Genomic DNA, 20,846 nt, shown 5'->3' on the forward strand with positions numbered 1-20,846 from the left:
CTACTCTTTTTTTATGTCAGAAAAATAATGTCTGACTTTCTTTTTATAATTTAGCTGCAAAGGTAACGATTGTCTATTTAATATTTCTGTTTGATTGTAAAACTGCTTTTTAAATTGAATAGCTTTTATATTCCGTTTTTGAGATTCCTTTAAACTAGCATTCGATTTTCTCTTTTTATCTTCTCCTTGCTCTAACGCCGCCTTATCTAATTTTAATAATTCGTAATTTAAATGCTCCATTTTTTGAAGCGTTCCAGCATTAAAACCTTTTTCTAAAATTTCGTTTTCTAAATCCTCCATCTTCTTTAAAGCTTTCTTAGCATCAGAATTACCACCATTACCATCTCCCTCAGACAACCTAATTTGTTTTTGCAATTCTTGCCTTAATAAACTTTGCTGCTTATAAATTTCATAGATTTCTCCATTTAAATCATCACTAGAACCACCTTCTCCATCTTCACCTTTCTTACCATCTTTACCTGGTTTACCCCCTTTACCTTCTTTTCCTTTTTCACCTTTCTCTCCAGGCTTACCCTTTTCTCCAGGTTTCTTTCCTTTATTCATTCCATCCTTCATCTTTTTAGACAATTCTCCCTGTTTCTTAATTAAATCTGGCAGACTAAATCCTTGTCCTTTTCCTTTCTTTCCTTTACCCATTTTCATGGACATAGAATTTTTCATACTACTTAAAATGTTACTTAAATAATCTGCTAAACTATTTACAGAAGTCATTACATAACGTTGGTTAGACACTCCGTTTATAAAGAGATTTTCAGAAAAATTATATAAAGACTGTTCTAAATTATAATGAGTAGTAGATAAATCATCCTTAATTTTAGATGAAATTTTAGGCACTCGCATAGACAACACATACAAGCTATCGTCTATATGTTCAAAATAAGTTCTTAGTTCATTTTGCCTCTTTAAGTCCTTACCAAAATTTGGGTGTGACGTAGAACTTTCTTCAAACTTATTCATTAATTTTTCCTGACCAAAAGAAAAAATAACTAAGTTTTCTAAAATTTTTCGCAAGTCATCCATATTCTCTTCCATAGATTCCCCTTCCATATCCAGCATCGCTTTTTGCATTTTAGCGCTCATTTCTTTCATCTTTTTAGATGATTTCTTTTGACTACTTTTTGCTTCACTCTTATTCTCTTTAGAAAGTTCTTCTTCAGACTTATTTAATTCTTCCTCTATATTTTCTTTTTCATCTTCCACATCCGGAAGTTCCATAGGTTCTTTTAATTTTTCATTATCCTTATTTAAGTCATCTAATTCCTTCTTAATAGCATCAAACTCCTTTTTAATATCTTTCTGAGCATCTAAAGTAGCTTCTTTGCTTTCTGATAACTCCTCTTGTTTTTTAGATAATTTATCAATCTTATCTGCAATTTGCATTGTTTTCTGCTCTACATAAAAACGCTTCGTCAATTCTAAAATACGTTCTAAACTTCTTTCTTGTTGCTTATTTTGTTGTGATAATTCTTTCGCTTTTTTTAACAAATCATCTTTGTTAAGTTTCTCTGCCATTTTCTGAATTTCATCTAAAAGCTTTTGTTGCTTGTCTAATTTCTTTAATTCCTCAATACGCTTTTTTAACTCTTCTTTTTTATTCTGAAGATCCTCATTTTCTTCTTTCTTTTCCTCTAAATTATCTTGTAATTTTTCAGTTTGACGTTGCATCATTTTATTATAATTGTTCTGACGCTCTACTAACTTTTCTATTTTCTTTTTATCATTCCAATTAAACTTCTTCTTTCCTTGTAAATCTTGCTGAACCTTTTCTAAATTTTTCTGTTGATTCTTTTGTTTCTGTATAGAATTTTCAATATTATTAATGGTATTTTTTTGTTCTTGCAATAACTCCTCCTCTACTTCATCACTTGTTTTTTGCCGAAAATTAAAAACTTTACTCTTAGTTTTTTTACCTCCGTTTACAGCATCATTATCTGAAACCTGAAAATAGAATTCATAATTAACACCTTCTATAAGATTTAATCCTATCGGAAATTGATAAAAAAAAGATTGAATATTTTGATTGGATATTTCTAAATTGCAGCTATTTTTAATTGCTGATTGTAACTCATTATAATAAACAATCTGTAATTTTCTAATACCATAATCATCAGAAATCTGACCAGCAAATTCTGATGTTCCACGTGAAACACTATCAATATTTGATTGCACACTAATTAAAGGAAACTCATCTTTTACAACATCTACAGAAAATTGTAAATTCTCAAAATCTTTTAAATTATTATTTGAAGAAGCAATATTGTAATTCAGTGTATTTTTAATTGTTTTAGAATATTTAAATTGATGCTCATTTATTTGCCTAAAAAAAAATCTCATTTTATTGTAAATAAAAGCCACAGAATCTGTTTGGTTTGTAGATACATTCCAAGTAATGGTTGTACCTTCGGGAACTATAATATTACCAGAGTTTTTAATAGTTTCATTTTTCTTATTTAGATATCTTGGATAATTAATATCTAAAGAAATACTATTAATGGTAGGTGTTTTTATTACTTCTATATTATAATTTTGAGATTGAACCCCATTTGCTTCAATAAAAAAATCAATTGGATTTTGAACATCAGAAAACGTATAAGAAAACGTTCCGTTGCCATTATTTTGTAAAAAATATTGCTGATTTTCAAAATGGATCTGTGACTCCATAGGTAACACTTTTCCTTGAGTCTCAACCAAAATAGAAATAGACTTTCCTTGTACCACTTTTAAATTCGTATTATTTAATAAAAATTTAAATGGAGCAGGCGGATTATATGCCGTATTATGATGTACAACACGTTGTAAACTTTGAGATAATTTATCGTTATTATCTGTAAATAAGGTAATTAAAAAAATTAAAATAGGAATTATAGCATATTTTAAGTACTTTTTATTCTTTTTAAAATCTACAGCCTTTACAAATGGAATTGGTTGTAACTCTTCTGATTTTTGATCAATACTAGCCAACAATAAATCAGAATTATTACTGTTTTTTTTCAATTGCAAAACATTCAATAATTTATCTTGAACCGCAGGAAAATGATCTCCAATAATTTTAGAAGATTGTTCAAAAGAAATTCCTTTTCTTAAACCAACTAATTTAAAAATTGGGATAAAAATAAATCGAACTAACAAAAACAACTCTACTAATAAGAAAACCCAAAATAAAATAGTTCTAGCGGTTGGCTTTAACCACAAAAAATATTCTATAAATACCGTGAAAAAAAAATACAAAAATCCTAAGGAAATAAATAATATACTTCCTTTTATCAATTCACTTATGTAATACTTCCGTGTAAACTGACGTAATTTTTCCTCAATATTTTTAAATCCGCTCATAATTAACTAATAAAAATACTATTTTTACTTCGATACACCATCAAATAATTGTTAAAACGATTTTTGTAAGTATTTATAAACTTGTTCCACCAAAAAATTAACCTGTCAATTACAATCAAAATTACATCCATTTATATGAAAAAAGTAACGCTATTATTATTCCTTTTAACAAGTTTATCAATATTTTCTCAAGGACCTTGGACTCAAGAAAAAGGAAAATTTTACACACAAATTTCGTTCACTACAATACCTAGTTATAACGAATTATTTGGCAACCCAGATTATGAAATTCCAGGTAAAATAACAGACAACACAATTCAACTTTATGGTGAATATGGTATTACAGATAATACAACATTGATTGTAAATGTGCCTTATAAAATTATTAAACATAAAGGATTAGTAAATCCTTGTTTAATTGGTCCTTGCCCAGAACATTCAAATAAAGAAAATAATTTAGGAAATATTGAAATTGGGATAAAACACAATTATTATAAAAAAGACTGGCTACTTTCTGCTCAGTTTTCTGTTGAAGCAAACACGGGTTCTTTTGATAAAAGTTCGGGAATTAGAACGGGTTATGATGCATTTACTTTCACTCCCCTATTTTTAGCTGGAAAAAGTTTTAAGAAATCTTATTTACAAACTTTTATAGGAACTAAAATTAGAACTAACAACTATAGTTCTAACTTTAAAGTTGGTGGTGAGTATGGTGGTAAAGTTTCTAAAAACATTTGGTTGATAGGTTTTCTAGATATCGAAAAATCATTTAAAAATGGTGATGTTATTTTACCTAATTCAAATTTAGATATAGGTTTATATGTTAACAACCAAGAATATGGTGTAGTTGGTGTAAAAGCAATTGGAGAGTTTTCTAATAATTTTGGAATTACAGCAAGTTTACCAGCTGCCTTTTTTGGAAATAATGTTGCCAAACAAGTTGCTTTATCTGTTGGTATTTATAAGAAGTTTTAGAAAATTACAATTCAATATATTAAAAGTTCGACAAGCTCAGTTTGACATTTTGAGTATAAATTGATATTCGTATTTAATTTATACTATTATAAAATTAATAAAAAATCTATGCATCCAATTAAAAAGACCAATGTCTGTTGGAACTTGTCGAAGACTTTTTATCACCATTCATTTAGAACCTAATAAGATTATTTATATTTATTCCTCTTTTGTAATTCAAAAACACCGCTATTTTTTCTTTTCTCTAATTTCTATTCTCTCTTTTAAAAAGTATCTTTGCACATTAAAAAAAATACCTTAAATATTTTTTAAGGTACATTAACAATGTCTTTCCTGAAAAATCAGGAATTTAAAAATAAAAAAAATGGAATCTAATGTTCGCGTTCGTTTTGCACCAAGTCCTACAGGACCTTTACATATTGGAGGTGTAAGAACAGCTTTATACAATTATTTATTTGCTAAAAAATATAATGGAACTTTTGTACTTCGTATAGAGGATACAGACCAAACGCGTTATGTTGCAAATGCAGAACAATATATTATAGACGCTTTAGAATGGTGTAATATTCCTTTTGATGAAGGTCCAGGAAAGAACGAAAAATTTGGTCCTTACAGACAATCGGAACGTAAAGAATTGTACAAAGAATATGCAGATAAACTAATAGCAACTGATTGGGCATATTACTGTTTTGATTCTCCGGAAGCCTTAGATGCAGAAAGAAAAGCACACGAAGCAGAAGGAAAAACCTTTATTTACAATTGGCATAACAGAGCACAAGGACGTTTAATAAATTCTTTAGTTTTAACTGAAGAAGAAGTACAAAACAGAATAAATGCTGGAGAGAATTATGTAATCCGTTTTAAAACGCCACAAGATGAGCTTTTAAGAATGGAAGATGAAATACGTGGTAATATTAGAATTGACACCAATACTTTAGATGATAAAATTTTATTTAAAGGAGACGGAATGCCAACGTATCATTTAGCTAATATTGTTGATGATCATTTAATGGAAATCTCTCACGTAATTCGTGGTGAAGAATGGTTACCTTCTATGCCTTTGCATGTTTTATTATACAAAGCTTTTGGTTGGGACGCTCCTAAATTTGCGCATTTACCATTAATTTTAAAACCAGTTGGTAAAGGAAAATTAAGCAAACGTGATGGCGATAAATTAGGTTTCCCAGTATTTCCTTTAGAATATACCAACGAAGTTTCTGGCGATGTTTCACGTGGATATAAAGAAGATGGTTATTTTTCTGATGCCTTTATTAACATGTTGGCTTTCTTAGGATGGAATCCTGGAACAGAACAAGAAATTTTTAATTTAGAAGGATTAATTGAAGCTTTCGAATTAAAACGTGTTAGTAAATCTGGCGCAAAATTTAATCCGGATAAAGCTAAATGGTTCAATCAACAATATATGCAGACCAAGTCTGATGATGCATTGACTGATTTATACTTGCCTATTTTATCTGAAAAAGGAATTACAAAAGACAAAGAGTATGTTTTAAAAGTAGTTTCAGCAATAAAAGAAAGAGCCGTTTTTGTACATGATTTTTGGGATTTATCTAGTTTCTTTTTCAAAACTCCAACAGAATACGATGCAAAATCTTCCAAAAAGAATTGGAAGCCAGAAACTGGCTCGTTAATGCAAGAGTTAGTATCAGTTATTGAAAAAATCGAAGATTTTTCATCAGAAAATACCGAGAAAGAAATTAAAGAATGGATTACTGCTAAAGAAATTGGTTTTGGTAAAGTAATGCAACCTTTACGTTTGTCTTTAGTTGGTAAATTAGCTGGTCCTCACCTATTTGATATCATTGCAATGATTGGTAAAAAAGAAACAATTAAAAGAATAGAAAACGCAATTGAAAAATTGTAGCTAACAATTTTACCATATAAGAATGATAACATACAGTTTTGTCATTTCGAACGAAGAGAGAAATCACATAAAGTTAGATAATTTCAGATATCATAAATTATGAGATTTCTCCTATCGTAGAAATGACAATTGGACGTATTATTCTTTTTTTTTGTAAAATTGAATCGAAATGTTTTTAATATCTTGCAGGAAAAATAAAATTATTATCATGAAAAAAATAATCTTACTTATAGCATTAAGTTGTGTTTTTACAACTAAAGCTCAATATGGGTACGGAAACAATAATGGTAGACAACGACAAAATCAATTGCCGCAAACCGAACAAAAGGCTCCAGAACCTAATTTTGATGTAGAAAGATATATTGGTATTGTAAATTATGATATAGAAAAAGCAGCTAAAAAATCGAGTATAAAGCTTTCATCTAACGTAGGTAAAGAATTTTCTAAGGTATTAACCAAATACAATAAAGATATTAAAGATATTACTAGAATTAACACTTTTGTATTAAAAAGCACTAAAGATTTGGTTGAGAACTATCAGAAAAAGGTCATAAAAACGGGGGATAATTCTTCTCAGAAAAAAGTAATGACAAAAATGGGAGAAAACCTAAAACCAATTTCTGAAATTCTAAAGAAAGAAGATTTAATATTAGATAAAAAAATGAAAGTTTTACTTTCTGAAAAACAATATAAAAAGTGGATTAAATACAATAGAAAAATATATAAAATTTTTCCGAAAGAAGAAGCATAAAGAAAACACTTAACAACTTTTAAAAATCCTGTAAAATTTACGTTTTACAGGATTTTCTTTTTAAAAAATTGTAACATTTATATAAAAGTGCGTCCTATAAATAACTACTGAAAATCAGTATCTTTACATAAAACAAATTATTAACTTATTTAAAAATAAACTATGATACCAACTTCTATTATTATTCCTATTGTTATAATTGCACTTATCTTGTTTTCATCATTTTTTATGGTGAAGCAACAAACTGCTGCTATTATTGAGCGTTTTGGAAAATTTCATAGCATTAAACAATCTGGACTGAAATTAAAAATTCCTTTTGTTGATAAAATTGCTGGAAAATTGAGTTTAAAAATTCAACAATTAGATGTTATTATTGAAACAAAAACCTTAGATGATGTTTTTGTAAAATTAAAAGTTTCTGTACAATATAAAGTAATTACAGAAAAAGTATATGATGCTTTTTATAAATTAGATTATCCGCATGATCAAATAACTTCTTATGTTTTTGATGTGGTAAGAGCAGAAGTACCAAAAATGAAATTAGATGACGTTTTTGTTAAAAAGAATGATATTGCTATTGCTGTAAAAACAGAATTAAATGATGCCATGTTAGATTATGGTTTTGATATTATTAGAACTTTAGTTACCGATATTGATCCGGATGCACAGGTAAAAATTGCCATGAACAGAATTAATGCTGCCGATAGAGAAAAAACAGCAGCACAATATGAGGGAGATGCACAAAGAATTTTAATTGTAGAAAAAGCAAAAGCAGAGGCAGAAAGTAAACGATTACAAGGACAAGGTATTGCAGACCAAAGACGTGAAATTGCACGTGGTTTAGAAGAGTCTGTAGACGTTTTAAACAGAGTTGGTATAAACAGTCAAGAAGCTTCTGCATTAATCGTTGTAACACAACATTATGATACTTTACAATCTATAGGTAGTGAAACAAATAGTAACTTAATATTGCTACCAAATTCGCCACAAGCAGGTAGTCAAATGCTAAACGATATGGTTGCAAGTTTTACAGCAAGTAACCAAATTGGTGAAGCTATGAAAAATGCAAAACCAAAAAAATTAGATAAATAATTAAACAACCTTAAACCAAAGGTAAAAGATATGCTTCTATAACAAATATTTAATATTTAGAGGGAATAATTGTGGTAACAAACACTAGCCTATAACCCTAAAATTGAACAAAACCTTACTTCATCTTTTATCTATCTTATAAAAGATGAAGTTTCTTATAAAACAAAAATAAATGATTGTAACAACAACTCCCACCATAGAAAACAGACCTGCAACCCAATATTTAGGCATTGTAACAGGCGAAACAATTATTGGAGCTAATTTTATTAAAGATTTCTTTGCAGGAATTAGAGATATAGTTGGTGGACGCTCTGGTTCTTATGAAAAGGTTTTAAGAGAAGCCAAAGATTCTGCTTTAAAAGAAATGGAAGAAATGGCAAACTCTTTAGGTGCACAAGCCATTGTTGGTGTAGATTTAGATTATGAAACCGTAGGTAAAAATGGAGGAATGTTAATGGTTACAGCATCTGGTACCGCTGTAAAACTATAATAATTTAATATTCCAAAATATTTATTATATTTCTACCCAAAATAACCCCTTGATTAAAACGATTAAAAAATTCTATAAAAAAAAAATTAATTTAGAAACTTATATATCAAATAAGCTACCAATAACTATATTTCATGGAATACTAGTTTTTATATTTCTAAATGTTTTTAAACCATTTAAATTATACCTTTTAAAAGAACTTTTATTTGGTTATACTATTTTAATGGGTATTTTAACTTTTATAATTCCTTTTTTACTATTTGTACTCTTAGAAAAAATAAATTATAAAAAATGGACTTTAACTTCTCTTACCTTTCTTTTATTTTTTTTTATTATAGTTTATAGCTACATATTATGGTTTTCTAGCGGTATTTATAAGGATATTACCGGTTTGGTAAAATTATCTTTTTTACTTTTTTATAAGTATTCTGCTAGTTTAGCAATATTATCTATAGCTACTATTTATATTTTAAACGATAGAATAACAGTATTTAAGAGCAAGAAAAATAGCAATATAAAAGAACAAATTAATGAAACAAAGACACAAGAAATAACAATCTATTCCGAAAATAAAAAAGATAATTTAACAATACATATTGATGAATTAGTTTATGCATCTGTATCAGGTAATTATACAAGTGTCTTTTTAAATACTAAAAATGGAATAAAAGAAATGGTGTTAAGAAATACTTTATCTAAAATTTTTATTCAAATAAACAGTCATCCTCAGTTTTTTAGATGTCATAAATCTTATATGATAAACACTTCTTTTTTTTACTCTTTAAAAGGAAATACCAGAGGATATTATTTAGAATCTACATTGTTAACAACACAAATTCCGGTTTCTAGAAGTTTTAAAAAGGAAGAACTTCTAAAAATTATTGGCTAATTTAAAAATTTAATTTTCTATGAAAAAATTTATTAAATGGCTCACAATGCCTTATTATTTTAATCCATCTATAAAATTTAAACTTAAAGTAAGTTTTTCTCTTGGGTTATTCATCTTCCTTTTTTTATATATTTTTAGACCGTTTTATTTAAATCTATTTAAAATAATTATTTTAGAATATACTTTAGGTATGGGTATTATAGCCTTTATATCTACTTTTCTTATTTTATATATACCAGCACTTATTTTTAAAGATTATTTTAATGAAGATAATTGGACTATTGGTAGAAATCTATTTTTAATGGCGGTAGGTATTACAATTATGGGAATTATTGTTTGGTATTTTAGTAATCTATATACAGCATCTTATAACCTAAGAAAATTTGGTCTTTTAGAATTTCTATCTTACATGTTTTTAATTACTCTAATTCCTTTAACCTTTTTTGTTTTTATCAATGAAAAAAATATAAGAGAAAGAAGAGAAAAAAAGGTCTTAGAAATTAAAGAAATAAAAAAAGAAATTGATATTTCTAAAAAACTTGCCAGTGAAATTTCTATTACTTCAGATAATGGAAAAGAAGTTATTACTTTTAATATAGATGATTTAGTTTATGTTACTTCTCAAGGAAACTATGCAAGTTTCTTTTTATTACAAGAAAATGATTTAAAAGAAAAAATACTAAGAGTTACTTTAACAAAAATAGCCACAGAATTAAAAGAATACTCTAAAATTATTAGATGTCATAAAAGTTATATTGTTAATGTAAATTATATAACAGATATTTCGGGTAATGCACGAGGTTATTTATTAGAATCAGAATTTATTCCTATATCTATTCCTGTTTCTAGAAGTTTTTCTAAACAATCTTTACTAAGATGGTTACAATAAGTATTCCCATTTATCCCAAATATCCCTAAAACCTTCCTGTTTATAACAAATATTTATTTATATCATAGAACATATATATATTTGACTCAGATAAAAATGGATTAAAAATTTTGGGGGATTTTTTTAATTCAAAAGTAAAAAGCTCAACTTGTTTTATACAAATTGAGCTTTTCTTATTTATAAAAAGTAAATTAAACTTACTTCTTCTCTTCTAATTTTTCTTCCGGCTCTTCTTTAGCAGCATTTTTAAACTCTTTAATTCCACTTCCTAAACCTTTCATTAATTCCGGAATCTTCTTTCCACCAAATAATAGTAAAACTACTACTACGATAATGATTAATTGTGGACCACCAATGAATACAAAATTTGTTGCTAAACTATACATGTTTTCTTTAATTTAATGTTGCAAATATACAAAAAAGCATATTATAGCAACAGTTGTTAATTTCTTTTTTGAATAATACCTCCAATTACTTTTTTATCTTTAACAACTTCCGGATTTCCTTTGTAAAATATAGATCCTCCAAAACTTACTTTAGCACTTAAAGATTTTCCTGCTAAAATTTCTGCTTTTGCTCCTGTTCCTGCTAAAATATTAGAATTACCAGAAATTTTCATTTCAAAACCATTATAAACACCATATAAATCTACATCTACTTCTTGGCTTTCTGCACTACCTGTAAGTTTAATAATCCCTCCAGAAGACGTCCTAACCGTTAAATATTTAACTTTAGATGTTAGATTAATAAAAGCTCTTTCTTGCGATTTTACTTCTAATTTATCTTGATTTACATCTTTACCAGTAATAGTAGCACCTTCATTTGCATCTATAATAGCTATATTTTTATTGTAATATAGTTTTATTAAAATTTTGCCGTCTGCAGCATTATTTTCTGGTTTTAAAGAAAATGGTAATGATAATTTTAAGGTGTTATTTACATTCTTAATTTTTACCATTTCAGATTTTTCTCCAGTAATTTCTAATTTTTGATCCGCAGATTTTATCAACTCTAACTCTATTCCGTTATACACTTTCAATTCAGAATAATCTCCTAAATTTTTAGTTACCATTGTCTGTGCAATTGTTATATAACTTAACATAAGAGCACATATAAATATTATTTTTTTCATTATTTTAAAATTTGATTACTATATTAAAATCAATAAGTATACCACTATAAAGACTTTTTACGCTTTTTATTGTCGCAAAAATAATAAAGTTATTACCTCTCAAGTAGTAAAATTTCATTATTTATATTGAAAATTCCCGCAGCTGCGGGAATTCTATATCAAAAATTTAATCAACAAACTCAATCCAAGGCTAAGAAGTGTGCTTCTGAAACAACTATTTTTAATTTTGACACAATTATCTGTAAATTAAATACTTGGATATATACCTGTTATTACAATTTTATATTTAATCTTCTATTAAAGCAAAATCTAAATGCTTTCTTTCTAAATCTGTATGTTTAACTCTTACTTTAACATCATCACCTAATTGATACATATTTTTAGAAGCTTGACCAATAATTGCATATTGTTTTTCATCAAAAATATAATGATCACTCTTTATATCTCTAAGTCTTACCATTCCTTCACATTTATTAGAAGAAATTTCTACATAAATACCCCATTCGGTAGCTCCTGTAATAACACCATCAAAAATTTCATCTTTATGATCTTGCATGTATTTTACTTGCATGTATTTAATAGATGATCTTTCTGCTTTAGAAGCTAATTCTTCTCTGTTGGATGAATGTTTACACTTTTCTTCATAAGGATCTGCTTTTGGGCTATCTCCGCCATCTAAATAGTGTTGAAGCAGTCTGTGTGTCATTACATCTGGATAACGTCTAATAGGTGACGTAAAATGGCTGTAATAATCAAAAGCCAATCCATAATGCCCAATATTTTGAGTTGTATACACAGCTTTAGACATGGTTCTAATGGTTAAAGTCTCAATCATGTTAGATTCTGCTTTACCATGTACATCACTTAATAACTTATTTAAAGAATCTGATATAGCTTGTTTGGTATCCGTATTAATTTTATACCCAAACTTACGAACCATATTTTCTAAAGAAGCCAGTTTTTCTACATCTGGTTCATCATGTACCCTATAAATAAATGTTTTGTTTGTTGCTTTTCCTTTAGAAAAACCAACAAACTCCGCTACTTTTCTATTCGCTAACAACATAAATTCTTCAATTAATTTGTTAGCATCTTTAGATTCTTTAAAGAAAACACCCACTGGGTTTGCTTCTTCATCTAAATTAAATTTTACCTCTACCCTATCAAAAGAAATGGCTCCAGCTTTCATTCTTTTTTTACGAAGAATTTTTGCCAATTCATCTAATTTTAAAGTAGCTTCTACAACTTCTGGTGCTACCACATAAGATTCATCTGTAATAGAAATATCTTCTGGCATTGTATATGGCTGAACATCATCAGATAATTTTACATTTTCTATAATAGATTGTGCTTCTTCATACGCAAAACGTTGGTCTGAATACGTTACCGTTCTACCAAACCACTCACCTACTAATTGTGCTTTTTCATTCAATTCAAACACGGCAGAAAAAGTTAATTTTTCTTCATGTGGTCTTAAAGAACAAACTCCGTTAGACAGCATTTCTGGTAACATTGGCACTACTCTATCTACTAAATATACAGATGTTGCTCTTTTATAAGCTTCATCGTCTAAAATAGTTTTTGGTTGTAAATAATGCGAAACATCTGCAATATGAATTCCAATTTCGTAATTCCCGTTTTCTAATTTTGTAAATGATAATGCATCATCAAAATCTTTTGCATCTTTAGGATCTATCGTAAAAGTTAAGTCTTTACGCATGTCTCTACGCTTAGAAATTTCTTTTTCTGTAATTTCTGTAGATAACGATTCTGCTTCTTTTTCTACTTCTGGCTCAAACTCATATGGCAAACCATATTCTAATAAAATAGAATGCATTTCTGTATTATGATCTCCTGGTTTACCAAGAACTGTGGTAATTTCTCCAAAAGGATTTTTAGAATTTTTAGGCCAATCTAACAAAGTAGCTTGCACTTTATCTCCGTCTACTGCCCCATTTAATTTACTTTCAGATATAAAAATATCTGCGTACATTTTGTTATTATCTGGCACTACAAAACCAAAATTTTTGGTTTTACTTTTCTGTAAAACACCTACAAATTCTGTTTTTGCACGTTCAATAATTTCTACAACATCGGCTTCATATTTTTTTCCACTTCGTCTTTTATAAACATACGCTTTTACAGTATCATTATGTAAACCTTTACCCAAATTAATATTTGGTATAAAAATATCGTCTTCATAATCATCTGTTACAAAATACCCATTTCCGGTAGAAGTTACATCTAAAGTACCAATAGAATATTTTCTATCAAGATTAACTTGAAACTTACCTCTTTCTACTTCTTTAATTTCTTTAGTTACAGCTAATTCTGCTAATTTCTTAATTATTTGGGTTTTCCCATCCGTATCAGAAATTTTTAATTTTGCAGCAATTTGCTTATGATTATAAGATTTTTCGCTGTCTTGTTTTAATACTTTAAATATATTTCTGGTTAAGTCTTTTACAACATTCCCTTTCTTTTTATATATTTTTTTCTTCTTTTTTGTCATTAATTCTTACTTCTTATTATATGATACCAAATTACAAATTTTTACTGTGATTGCCTATTAAAAAATAGTTATCAATCTATTATTGTATTTTGGGCTTACTTTAATTATTATTTTTATGTCTACATCTTGGTTTATAATTGCAAATCCTATTTCTGGAAATCGGAATTTTTCTAAACAATGGAAGGAAATTCAACAATTATTAAACAATAAGAAAATAGACTTTTCTTTTGCTTTTACAAAATTTTCTAAACACGAAATTGAATTGGTGAATACCGCAATTCAACAAGGTTTTAGAAATATTATTTCGATTGGTGGAGATGGAACACTACATAACGTAGTTAACGGAATAATGACGCAAAGGTACGCAAAAACTTCTGATATAACTATTGCTGTAATTCCACAGGGAACTGGTAACGATTGGATAAAGACGTATAACATACCTAATAACGTAGAAAAAGCAATTGAAATTATTCATAAAAAGAACATTACTTTACAAGATATTGGTGTTTTAGAAACTGATAATAAAACTGTTTTTTTTAATAATGTAGCAGGTTTAGGCTATGATGGTTACATTGTTAATAAACTTAAAACTTTAAAAAATTTTGGCTCTTTAGCCTATATATTAAGCGGAATAGCGGGGTTATTATTTTATAAAAAAACAGTGTTTAAAATTATTTTTGATGATAAAATACTAGAAACTAATTGTTTAATGACTGTTTTTGGTATTTGTAAATTTTCTGGTGGCGGAATGCAGTTTACAAAAAATGTAAATACTACCGATGGTTTATTAGATATTACCATTGCTAAAAACCTCACTATCTTAGATTTAATTTTTAATCTTCCTAAATTATACTCTGGTACAATTGTACATCATAAAAAAATTGAAACGTATAAAACGAAAGAGATAACTGTAATTCCACAAACCTCAAAACCTTTTATTCAAGCAGATGGAGAAGTGATTGATACCGGAAAAGTATCCGTGAAAATTATTGAAAAAGCCATAAATTTTGTGGTGAATTAACTTTTTCTTAATAAAATGTTAAATATTTTGTAATTTTTAAATAATTATACGTCTATATAGCAAGAGTATCAATCTATTAAGATGAAAAAGCTGCGTAAAATTATTGCATTATTCTTATTTATATTTATTGTAGGTATTTTTAGTACTGCAATAACTGTAAATACTTCGTTGAATAAATTTGATACTCAAAAAACTACTGTAGCAGTTAAAAAAGACACTTTGTTTCTTTTAAAAGCAGAAAAGGAACTTGTTTAAATTTTATGTACTCCTAATATTATTATCTCCTACCCTATTTTTATTTTTTAAATCTTAAATTCTAATTTTTAAAAGGAAACTCTTTTTTTCGTTTTCAACAGTTATCAACATTCTATATTATAATTATTTTTCTTTTATAAATTTTAAAAAAACAATAATGGTTATAATAGTGTGTGAATAGCTACTATAAAAAAAACACTTTTTATTTTTATATTTCAGTTATTAAAAACCATTGACAAGTTATGAGTTACTTAAAAGCTTAAAAATCAATTTAAAATTAGAGTTATTAACAATAGTTATAAACAGTAATGAACTTAAAATTCTTAATAGTTAACAACCAAATCGATGTAAACAAATGGTTAATTTTATGTTGATAAACTTTTATCAAAAACTCATAAAAAAAGTTGTGTATGTCACAGTAGTGGCTGTATTGTAATAATTATTTAAATTACCAAATTTACTTGTAAAAGTTTACTGATAGTTCTTAACAATTACCTAACATAGCTAAAGAGTTAAAAATTAAAAGGTTATTAAAAAAGTTATTTTTTTGATTGTTTATAACTGTTGATAACCGTTAGTTTCTGTATTTTTGTGACCACAACACAATTAAAATCAATTTATTATGACAATTGCCATTGGTAACGATCACGCAGGTACAGAATACAAATTCGAAATTATAAAACATTTAGAAGAAAAAGGGTATAAAGTTCTAAATTTTGGAACCGACACAAATGATTCTATGGATTATCCGGATGCAATACATCCAACAGCAAATGCTGTAGAAAGTGGTAAAGCAGAAATGGGAATTATTTTATGTGGTTCTGGTAACGGGGCACAAATGACCGCTAATAAACACCAAGGTATTAGAGCTGCCTTATGTTGGAATAATGAATTGGTTGCATTAACAAGACAACATAATAACGCTAATGTGCTTACAATTCCTGCACGTTTTGTGTCTTTACAACAAGCATTGGGTTTTGTAGATATTTTTCTTTCTACAGAATTTGAAGGTGGTAGACATGGAGATAGAGTAAATAAAATTTCTTGCGCTGGATAATTATTAAAATATTCTTGATACAAAATTTATAAAAAATAAATAAATGTCACTCGACCTAACTATTAGATCGAGTGATTTTTTCTTTTAAATTGATATAACATGGATTTCAAAATAAAATCTTTTTCAGAATTAAATACTACAGAATTGTATAGTATACTTCAATTACGATCGGAAGTTTTTGTGGTAGAACAAGATTGTGTATACCAAGATGTAGATTTTAAAGATCAAAAAGCGCTACATGTTTTTGGTTTAAAAGATCATAAAATTGTGGCGTATACACGTATTTTTAAACCAGGAGATTATTTTAAAAATGCCAGTATTGGTAGGGTAGTAGTAGCTGCTTCAGAAAGAAAATACGGTTTTGGACACGATTTATTAAAAGCTTCTATTAAAGCTATTAAAGATGATTTTAAAGTGGATAAAATTACAATTTCTGCTCAAAAATATTTAAAGAAATTCTATGAAACGCATCAATTTATTCAAGTAGGTGAGGAGTACTTAGAAGATGGTATTCCGCATATTAGAATGGATAGAAAATAATTAGAAATTTACTTAATATTATTAGCTATATAATCCCTTGCAGTTTGTTCGTCTTTCTTAATCTGAACAATTAAGGTATCAATGGAACTAAACTTATTTTCATCACGTAAAAAATGAAGTAATTCTATGGTTAAGTTTTGGTTGTATAAATCTTGGTTAAAATCAAAATAATGAACTTCAATAGTTTGGTAAGTTCCATCTACCGTTGGTCTGTTTCCAATATTCATCACTCCAAAAACGGTTTTATCATTAATGGTAGATTTTACAACGTAAACACCCGTTTTAGGTATTAATTTATAAGATTCTTTTACATCAATATTTGCTGTTGGATAGCCAATTTTTCCACCTAATTTTTTTCCGTTTACAACAGTACCACTAAGCATAAAATTGTAGCCTAAATAATTGTTAGCAGTTTCTATATTTCCTTCCGCTAAAGCAGATCTTACTTTGGTAGAACTCACAGAAACATCATCTATATCTTGTGCCGGAATTTCTTCTACAACAAAATCATATAAATGGCTATATGCTGTTAATTGTACAATGTTACCTTCTCTATTTTTTCCAAAATGATGATCGTAGCCAATGATTAATTTAGAAATATTCAGTTTATTTACCAAAACATTACGCACAAATTCAAGTGCAGTCATTTTAGAAAATTCTTTACTAAAAGGATGAATAATTAAGTAATCTAATCCTGTTTTTTTTAGCAATTCTGCACGCTCTTCAATTGTATTAATCAATTCTATGGTAGTATCTTTTTGTAATACCATTCTAGGATGCGGAAAAAAAGTAAGTAAAACAGATTTTCTATTCGCTTTTTTGGCCTCTAAAACTAACTTGTCAATAATTTTTTGATGCCCAAAATGTACCCCATCAAAAGTACCAATGGTTACGTAAGTTTTTTCTGAAGTAGAAAAATTAGAAATATTCTGAATTGTATTCAAATAAAAATTAATTTTATGTTGTACAAATGTACAATAACTAACTGTTTTTATTTATAAGAGAAAGTGTAGATTTTTAAATTTATATTTGATAATATATGAGCTATATTTTATTAAAACCTTAAAATAAATACCTGTTTATTGAATTATTCAAAAAAAATTGTATTTTGCATTTAACTAACAAAAAAATCAAATTATGATAAAAAAAATTATACTTCTTGCGTTTATAGTTTTTAGTAGTGTAGCAATGGTTGGTCAAACCACGGTTACAGGTACTGTTACAGATGCTAAAACAGGAGAAACAATTCCTGGTGCAAACATTAAGATTTCTAGAAAAGCTTTAGGAACAACCACAGATTTTGATGGTCAGTTTGTATTTAATGTTTCAGAAAACCCGCCTTTTACTTTAGAAATTTCTGTTTTAGGATTTCATGTAGAAAAGGTAGAAATTACAAAAAACAACCAAAAAGTAATGGTTAATTTATTAGAGAATGAAACCTCTCTAGATGAAATAGTAGTTTCTGCTTCTAGAACTCCAGAACGAATTATGGAGTCTCCAGTTACCATTGAAAGAATGGATAGTAGAGCTATCAAAAACACTTCTGCACCTTCTTTTTATGACGGTTTAGAAAATTTAAAAGGAGTTGATGTAAATACCAATAGTTTAACGTTTAAATCTGTAAACACACGTGGTTTTGCAACCTTTTCAAACACTCGTTTTATGCAGTTGGTAGACGGTATGGATAATTCTTCGCCAGCATTAAATTTTGCATTGGGTAATTTATTAGGAATGTCTGAATTAGATGTAAACACTGTAGAGTTATTACCAGGAGCTTCTTCTGCATTATACGGTGCAAATGCCTTTAATGGTATTATGTTTATGACAAGTAAAAACCCTTTTGATGATCAAGGAATTAGTGTTTCTTTAAAAACAGGAATGACAAGTCAAGAGGCTGCAGGAGACAATGAATTTTATGATTTTAACATTAGAATGGCCTATGCTTTTTCTGAAAAATTTGCAGCAAAAGCTACTTTATCTTATTTAAAAGGAGAAGAATGGCATGCAACAGATTATAGAAATACAAAAGATGGAGTGTATGCTTCTGGAGATAGAAATTCTGATAGAAACTATGATGGTTTAAATATTTATGGAGATGAGGTTTCTACAAACTTAAGAGGGGTTGCACAAACTTTAGAAGGTTTAGGTATTTTACCAGCAGGAGCATCTGCACTAGTGCCTAATGAAAGTATAAGTAGAACTGGATATAATGAAAGAGATTTAATGGCTTACGAAGCAAAAAGTGTAAAATTTGCTGGGTCTTTAAATTATCGCCCTTGGGGTAATGATCGTTTAGAAATTATATGGAATTCTAAATTTGGTATTGGTAATACCATCTATCAAGGTACCAATAGATACAATATTAAAGACTTCTTTATGGAGCAGCATAAATTAGAATTGAAAGGTAAAAATTTCTTTGTTAGAGGATATGTAACAAATGAAGATGCGGGTAATTCTTATGATACCCGTTTTGCTGCTATTAATATTAATAGAGAATGGAAAGATGATAATACTTGGTTTGGGCAATATGCAGGAGCCTTTGTACAAGGAACCTTAGCAGGTTTAAATGCAGATCAAGCACATGCAATTGCAAGACAAACGGCAGAAACAGGAAGGCTACTTCCTGGTACAGCTGGTTTTGAAGCTGCTTTTGATAAAGTAACCTCAGATCCAGATTTAGCTACAGGAGCCAAATTTCAAGATAATACAAAATATTACCATGCAGATGGTAACCTTAATTTACAAGATTATATAGATTGGGCAGAGTTTCAAGTAGGAGGTTCTTACAGATTGTATTCTTTAAATTCTAACGGAAGTATTTTTACAGATTATGATGGTCCAATAGAATATAATGAATATGGTGTATACACACAGGCACAAAAGAAATTTTTAGAAGAAGACCGTTTAAAAGTAACCGCTTCTATTCGTTATGACAAAGCACAAAATTTTGAAGGTAACTTCTCTCCAAGAGTTTCATTTGCCTATGCTGGTGGGGAACATAAAAATCAAAACTTTAGAGCTTCTTTTCAAACAGGTTTTAGAAACCCAACAACACAAGACCAATACATTGGTTTAAATGCAGGAAGAGCTTATTTAGTGGGTTCTGCACCAGATAATTTAGATAGATATACTACACAGCCATTAATTGTTAGTGGAACAGGACAAAACTTTACAGGTTCTGGTACTACTACTGTGTCAGGTAGATCTGCATATGAAAATGCCTTTTCTGCAACCTCTGTTCAAAATTTTGCTGCAGGTAAAATTGCAGCTCCAACCGCTGCAAATGTTGCTTTGGTAAAACCAGAAAGAGTAACTGCTTTTGAAGTTGGTTATAGAGGTTTGGTAAATACAGGTGATACTAATAAAATTACCGTAGATTTAAGTGTGTATTACAATCAATATGAAGATTTTATAGCAAATAAAAATGTGGTAGTTCCTTTTTATGGAGATGTTGCTATGACACAAACAGCACCAGTAGGACCGGGTGGAGCTGCTGTTCCGTTGTCTTTAGTTGCTTTAGGTAGTGGAGATTTTGTAGCATTTCAAACGTATACAAACTCTGCGGCAGACATAAGCTCTTACGGAGCAACTATTGGTTTAAATACTAAGATTTTTAATGACTTTAACTTAGGCTTAAACTATACGTTTGCTAAATTTGATTTTGACCAAGCTTCTGATCCAGATTTTGAAGCAGGATTTAATACTCCAGAGCATAAAGTAAAATTACAATTTGGTAAAAGAGAATTGTTTAAAAACTTTGGTTTTAATATCAATGCAAGGTGGCAAGATAAATATAGATGGGAATCTACTTTCTTAGATGCAACAATTGCTTCTAGAACAGTGTTAGATGCACAAATTAACTACAGCGTTCCTTCTTGGAAATCTGTATTTAAATTAGGAGGAGCAAACTTAACAGGTAAAGAATATTTAAGTGCGCCAGGTGTTGGTGCAATTGGTTCTCAGTACTACATTTCTTGGACAATTAATAACTAAAAAAACAAAAT

General features: G+C 28.4%; 17 protein-coding genes. 12 read left to right on the top strand and 5 right to left on the bottom strand.

Going from position 1 to position 20,846, the window contains the following annotated elements:
- The gene (locus tag MPF19_RS01360; RefSeq protein WP_249986462.1) at window positions 1-3,354 is read right to left on the bottom strand and encodes a coiled-coil domain-containing protein; all 3,354 of its coding nucleotides are present in this window, start codon (window positions 3,352-3,354) and stop codon (window positions 1-3) included.
- Between the two features lie 135 nt (window positions 3,355-3,489).
- On the opposite strand from MPF19_RS01360, the gene MPF19_RS01365 reads away from it, so the two are divergent.
- The 7 genes from MPF19_RS01365 to MPF19_RS01395 all read left to right on the top strand — a co-directional run bounded on the left by MPF19_RS01365 (window position 3,490) and on the right by MPF19_RS01395 (window position 10,325).
- Window positions 3,490-4,329, top strand: coding sequence for a hypothetical protein (locus tag MPF19_RS01365; protein WP_249986463.1), 840 nt, complete (start codon window positions 3,490-3,492; stop codon window positions 4,327-4,329).
- 364 nt (window positions 4,330-4,693) lie between these two features.
- Window positions 4,694-6,214: a glutamate--tRNA ligase gene (gltX, locus tag MPF19_RS01370; RefSeq protein ID WP_249986464.1), complete on the top strand. Its 1,521-nt coding sequence runs from the start codon at window positions 4,694-4,696 to the stop codon at window positions 6,212-6,214.
- Window positions 6,215-6,422: 208 nt separating this feature from the next.
- Window positions 6,423-6,965 (top strand): hypothetical protein, encoded by a 543-nt coding sequence (locus tag MPF19_RS01375; protein ID WP_249986465.1) that lies wholly within the window; start codon window positions 6,423-6,425, stop codon window positions 6,963-6,965.
- A gap of 162 nt (window positions 6,966-7,127) precedes the next feature.
- Window positions 7,128-8,057 (top strand): SPFH domain-containing protein, encoded by a 930-nt coding sequence (locus MPF19_RS01380; protein ID WP_197482032.1) that lies wholly within the window; start codon window positions 7,128-7,130, stop codon window positions 8,055-8,057.
- 172 nt (window positions 8,058-8,229) lie between these two features.
- The gene (locus MPF19_RS01385; protein ID WP_203392858.1) at window positions 8,230-8,547 is read left to right on the top strand and encodes a heavy metal-binding domain-containing protein; all 318 of its coding nucleotides are present in this window, start codon (window positions 8,230-8,232) and stop codon (window positions 8,545-8,547) included.
- A gap of 223 nt (window positions 8,548-8,770) precedes the next feature.
- Window positions 8,771-9,436 (top strand): LytTR family DNA-binding domain-containing protein, encoded by a 666-nt coding sequence (locus MPF19_RS01390; RefSeq protein ID WP_249986466.1) that lies wholly within the window; start codon window positions 8,771-8,773, stop codon window positions 9,434-9,436.
- Between the two features lie 19 nt (window positions 9,437-9,455).
- On the top strand, window positions 9,456-10,325 hold the full coding sequence (locus MPF19_RS01395; RefSeq protein ID WP_249986467.1) for a LytTR family DNA-binding domain-containing protein: 870 nt from the start codon (window positions 9,456-9,458) through the stop codon (window positions 10,323-10,325).
- 197 nt (window positions 10,326-10,522) lie between these two features.
- On the opposite strand, the gene tatA is transcribed toward MPF19_RS01395, so the two are convergent.
- The 3 genes from tatA to rnr all read right to left on the bottom strand — a co-directional run bounded on the left by tatA (window position 10,523) and on the right by rnr (window position 13,969).
- Window positions 10,523-10,711, bottom strand: coding sequence for a twin-arginine translocase TatA/TatE family subunit (gene tatA, locus MPF19_RS01400; RefSeq protein WP_203392855.1), 189 nt, complete (start codon window positions 10,709-10,711; stop codon window positions 10,523-10,525).
- 56 nt (window positions 10,712-10,767) lie between these two features.
- On the bottom strand, window positions 10,768-11,457 hold the full coding sequence (locus tag MPF19_RS01405; RefSeq protein ID WP_249986468.1) for a head GIN domain-containing protein: 690 nt from the start codon (window positions 11,455-11,457) through the stop codon (window positions 10,768-10,770).
- A 286-nt stretch (window positions 11,458-11,743) separates the two neighbouring features.
- Window positions 11,744-13,969, bottom strand: coding sequence for a ribonuclease R (gene rnr / locus MPF19_RS01410; protein WP_249986469.1), 2,226 nt, complete (start codon window positions 13,967-13,969; stop codon window positions 11,744-11,746).
- Window positions 13,970-14,084: 115 nt separating this feature from the next.
- Here rnr and MPF19_RS01415 point away from each other — a divergent pair, with 115 nt between their 5' ends.
- The 4 genes from MPF19_RS01415 to MPF19_RS01430 all read left to right on the top strand — a co-directional run bounded on the left by MPF19_RS01415 (window position 14,085) and on the right by MPF19_RS01430 (window position 16,842).
- A complete protein-coding gene (locus MPF19_RS01415; protein ID WP_249986470.1) occupies window positions 14,085-14,990 on the top strand; it encodes a diacylglycerol/lipid kinase family protein in 906 nt (301 codons plus the stop codon).
- A gap of 81 nt (window positions 14,991-15,071) precedes the next feature.
- Window positions 15,072-15,245 carry a hypothetical protein gene (locus tag MPF19_RS01420; protein WP_249986471.1) on the top strand — a complete coding sequence of 58 codons (174 nt, stop codon included), beginning with the start codon at window positions 15,072-15,074 and terminating at the stop codon, window positions 15,243-15,245.
- A gap of 622 nt (window positions 15,246-15,867) precedes the next feature.
- Window positions 15,868-16,302, top strand: a complete 435-nt coding sequence (gene rpiB / locus MPF19_RS01425; protein ID WP_249986472.1) for a ribose 5-phosphate isomerase B — start codon at window positions 15,868-15,870, stop codon at window positions 16,300-16,302.
- Window positions 16,303-16,401: 99 nt separating this feature from the next.
- Window positions 16,402-16,842 carry a GNAT family N-acetyltransferase gene (locus MPF19_RS01430; protein WP_203392849.1) on the top strand — a complete coding sequence of 147 codons (441 nt, stop codon included), beginning with the start codon at window positions 16,402-16,404 and terminating at the stop codon, window positions 16,840-16,842.
- 8 nt (window positions 16,843-16,850) lie between these two features.
- Here MPF19_RS01430 and MPF19_RS01435 read toward each other — a convergent pair whose 3' ends face one another.
- Window positions 16,851-17,786, bottom strand: coding sequence for a bifunctional riboflavin kinase/FAD synthetase (locus tag MPF19_RS01435; protein WP_203392848.1), 936 nt, complete (start codon window positions 17,784-17,786; stop codon window positions 16,851-16,853).
- 193 nt (window positions 17,787-17,979) lie between these two features.
- On the opposite strand from MPF19_RS01435, the gene MPF19_RS01440 reads away from it, so the two are divergent.
- Complete coding sequence (locus MPF19_RS01440) at window positions 17,980-20,835, top strand: TonB-dependent receptor (RefSeq protein ID WP_203392847.1); 2,856 nt, start codon at window positions 17,980-17,982, stop codon at window positions 20,833-20,835.
- Window positions 20,836-20,846 lie beyond the last annotated feature (11 nt).

Origin of the sequence: Polaribacter sp. Z014, assembly GCF_023555435.1 — a bacterium.
Taxonomy (GTDB): Bacteria; Bacteroidota; Bacteroidia; order Flavobacteriales; family Flavobacteriaceae; genus Polaribacter.

Coding starts and splice junctions, on each gene's coding strand:
- MPF19_RS01430 (WP_203392849.1), top strand. CDS start 16,402: ATGGATTTCAAAATAAAATCTTTTTCAGAATTAAATACTACAGAATTG.
- rnr (WP_249986469.1), bottom strand. CDS start 13,969: ATGACAAAAAAGAAGAAAAAAATATATAAAAAGAAAGGGAATGTTGTA.
- MPF19_RS01390 (WP_249986466.1), top strand. CDS start 8,771: ATGGGTATTTTAACTTTTATAATTCCTTTTTTACTATTTGTACTCTTA.
- MPF19_RS01395 (WP_249986467.1), top strand. CDS start 9,456: ATGAAAAAATTTATTAAATGGCTCACAATGCCTTATTATTTTAATCCA.
- gltX (WP_249986464.1), top strand. CDS start 4,694: ATGGAATCTAATGTTCGCGTTCGTTTTGCACCAAGTCCTACAGGACCT.
- MPF19_RS01385 (WP_203392858.1), top strand. CDS start 8,230: ATGATTGTAACAACAACTCCCACCATAGAAAACAGACCTGCAACCCAA.
- MPF19_RS01420 (WP_249986471.1), top strand. CDS start 15,072: ATGAAAAAGCTGCGTAAAATTATTGCATTATTCTTATTTATATTTATT.
- MPF19_RS01405 (WP_249986468.1), bottom strand. CDS start 11,457: ATGAAAAAAATAATATTTATATGTGCTCTTATGTTAAGTTATATAACA.
- MPF19_RS01375 (WP_249986465.1), top strand. CDS start 6,423: ATGAAAAAAATAATCTTACTTATAGCATTAAGTTGTGTTTTTACAACT.
- tatA (WP_203392855.1), bottom strand. CDS start 10,711: ATGTATAGTTTAGCAACAAATTTTGTATTCATTGGTGGTCCACAATTA.
- MPF19_RS01380 (WP_197482032.1), top strand. CDS start 7,128: ATGATACCAACTTCTATTATTATTCCTATTGTTATAATTGCACTTATC.
- MPF19_RS01365 (WP_249986463.1), top strand. CDS start 3,490: ATGAAAAAAGTAACGCTATTATTATTCCTTTTAACAAGTTTATCAATA.
- MPF19_RS01360 (WP_249986462.1), bottom strand. CDS start 3,354: ATGAGCGGATTTAAAAATATTGAGGAAAAATTACGTCAGTTTACACGG.
- MPF19_RS01415 (WP_249986470.1), top strand. CDS start 14,085: ATGTCTACATCTTGGTTTATAATTGCAAATCCTATTTCTGGAAATCGG.
- rpiB (WP_249986472.1), top strand. CDS start 15,868: ATGACAATTGCCATTGGTAACGATCACGCAGGTACAGAATACAAATTC.
- MPF19_RS01440 (WP_203392847.1), top strand. CDS start 17,980: ATGATAAAAAAAATTATACTTCTTGCGTTTATAGTTTTTAGTAGTGTA.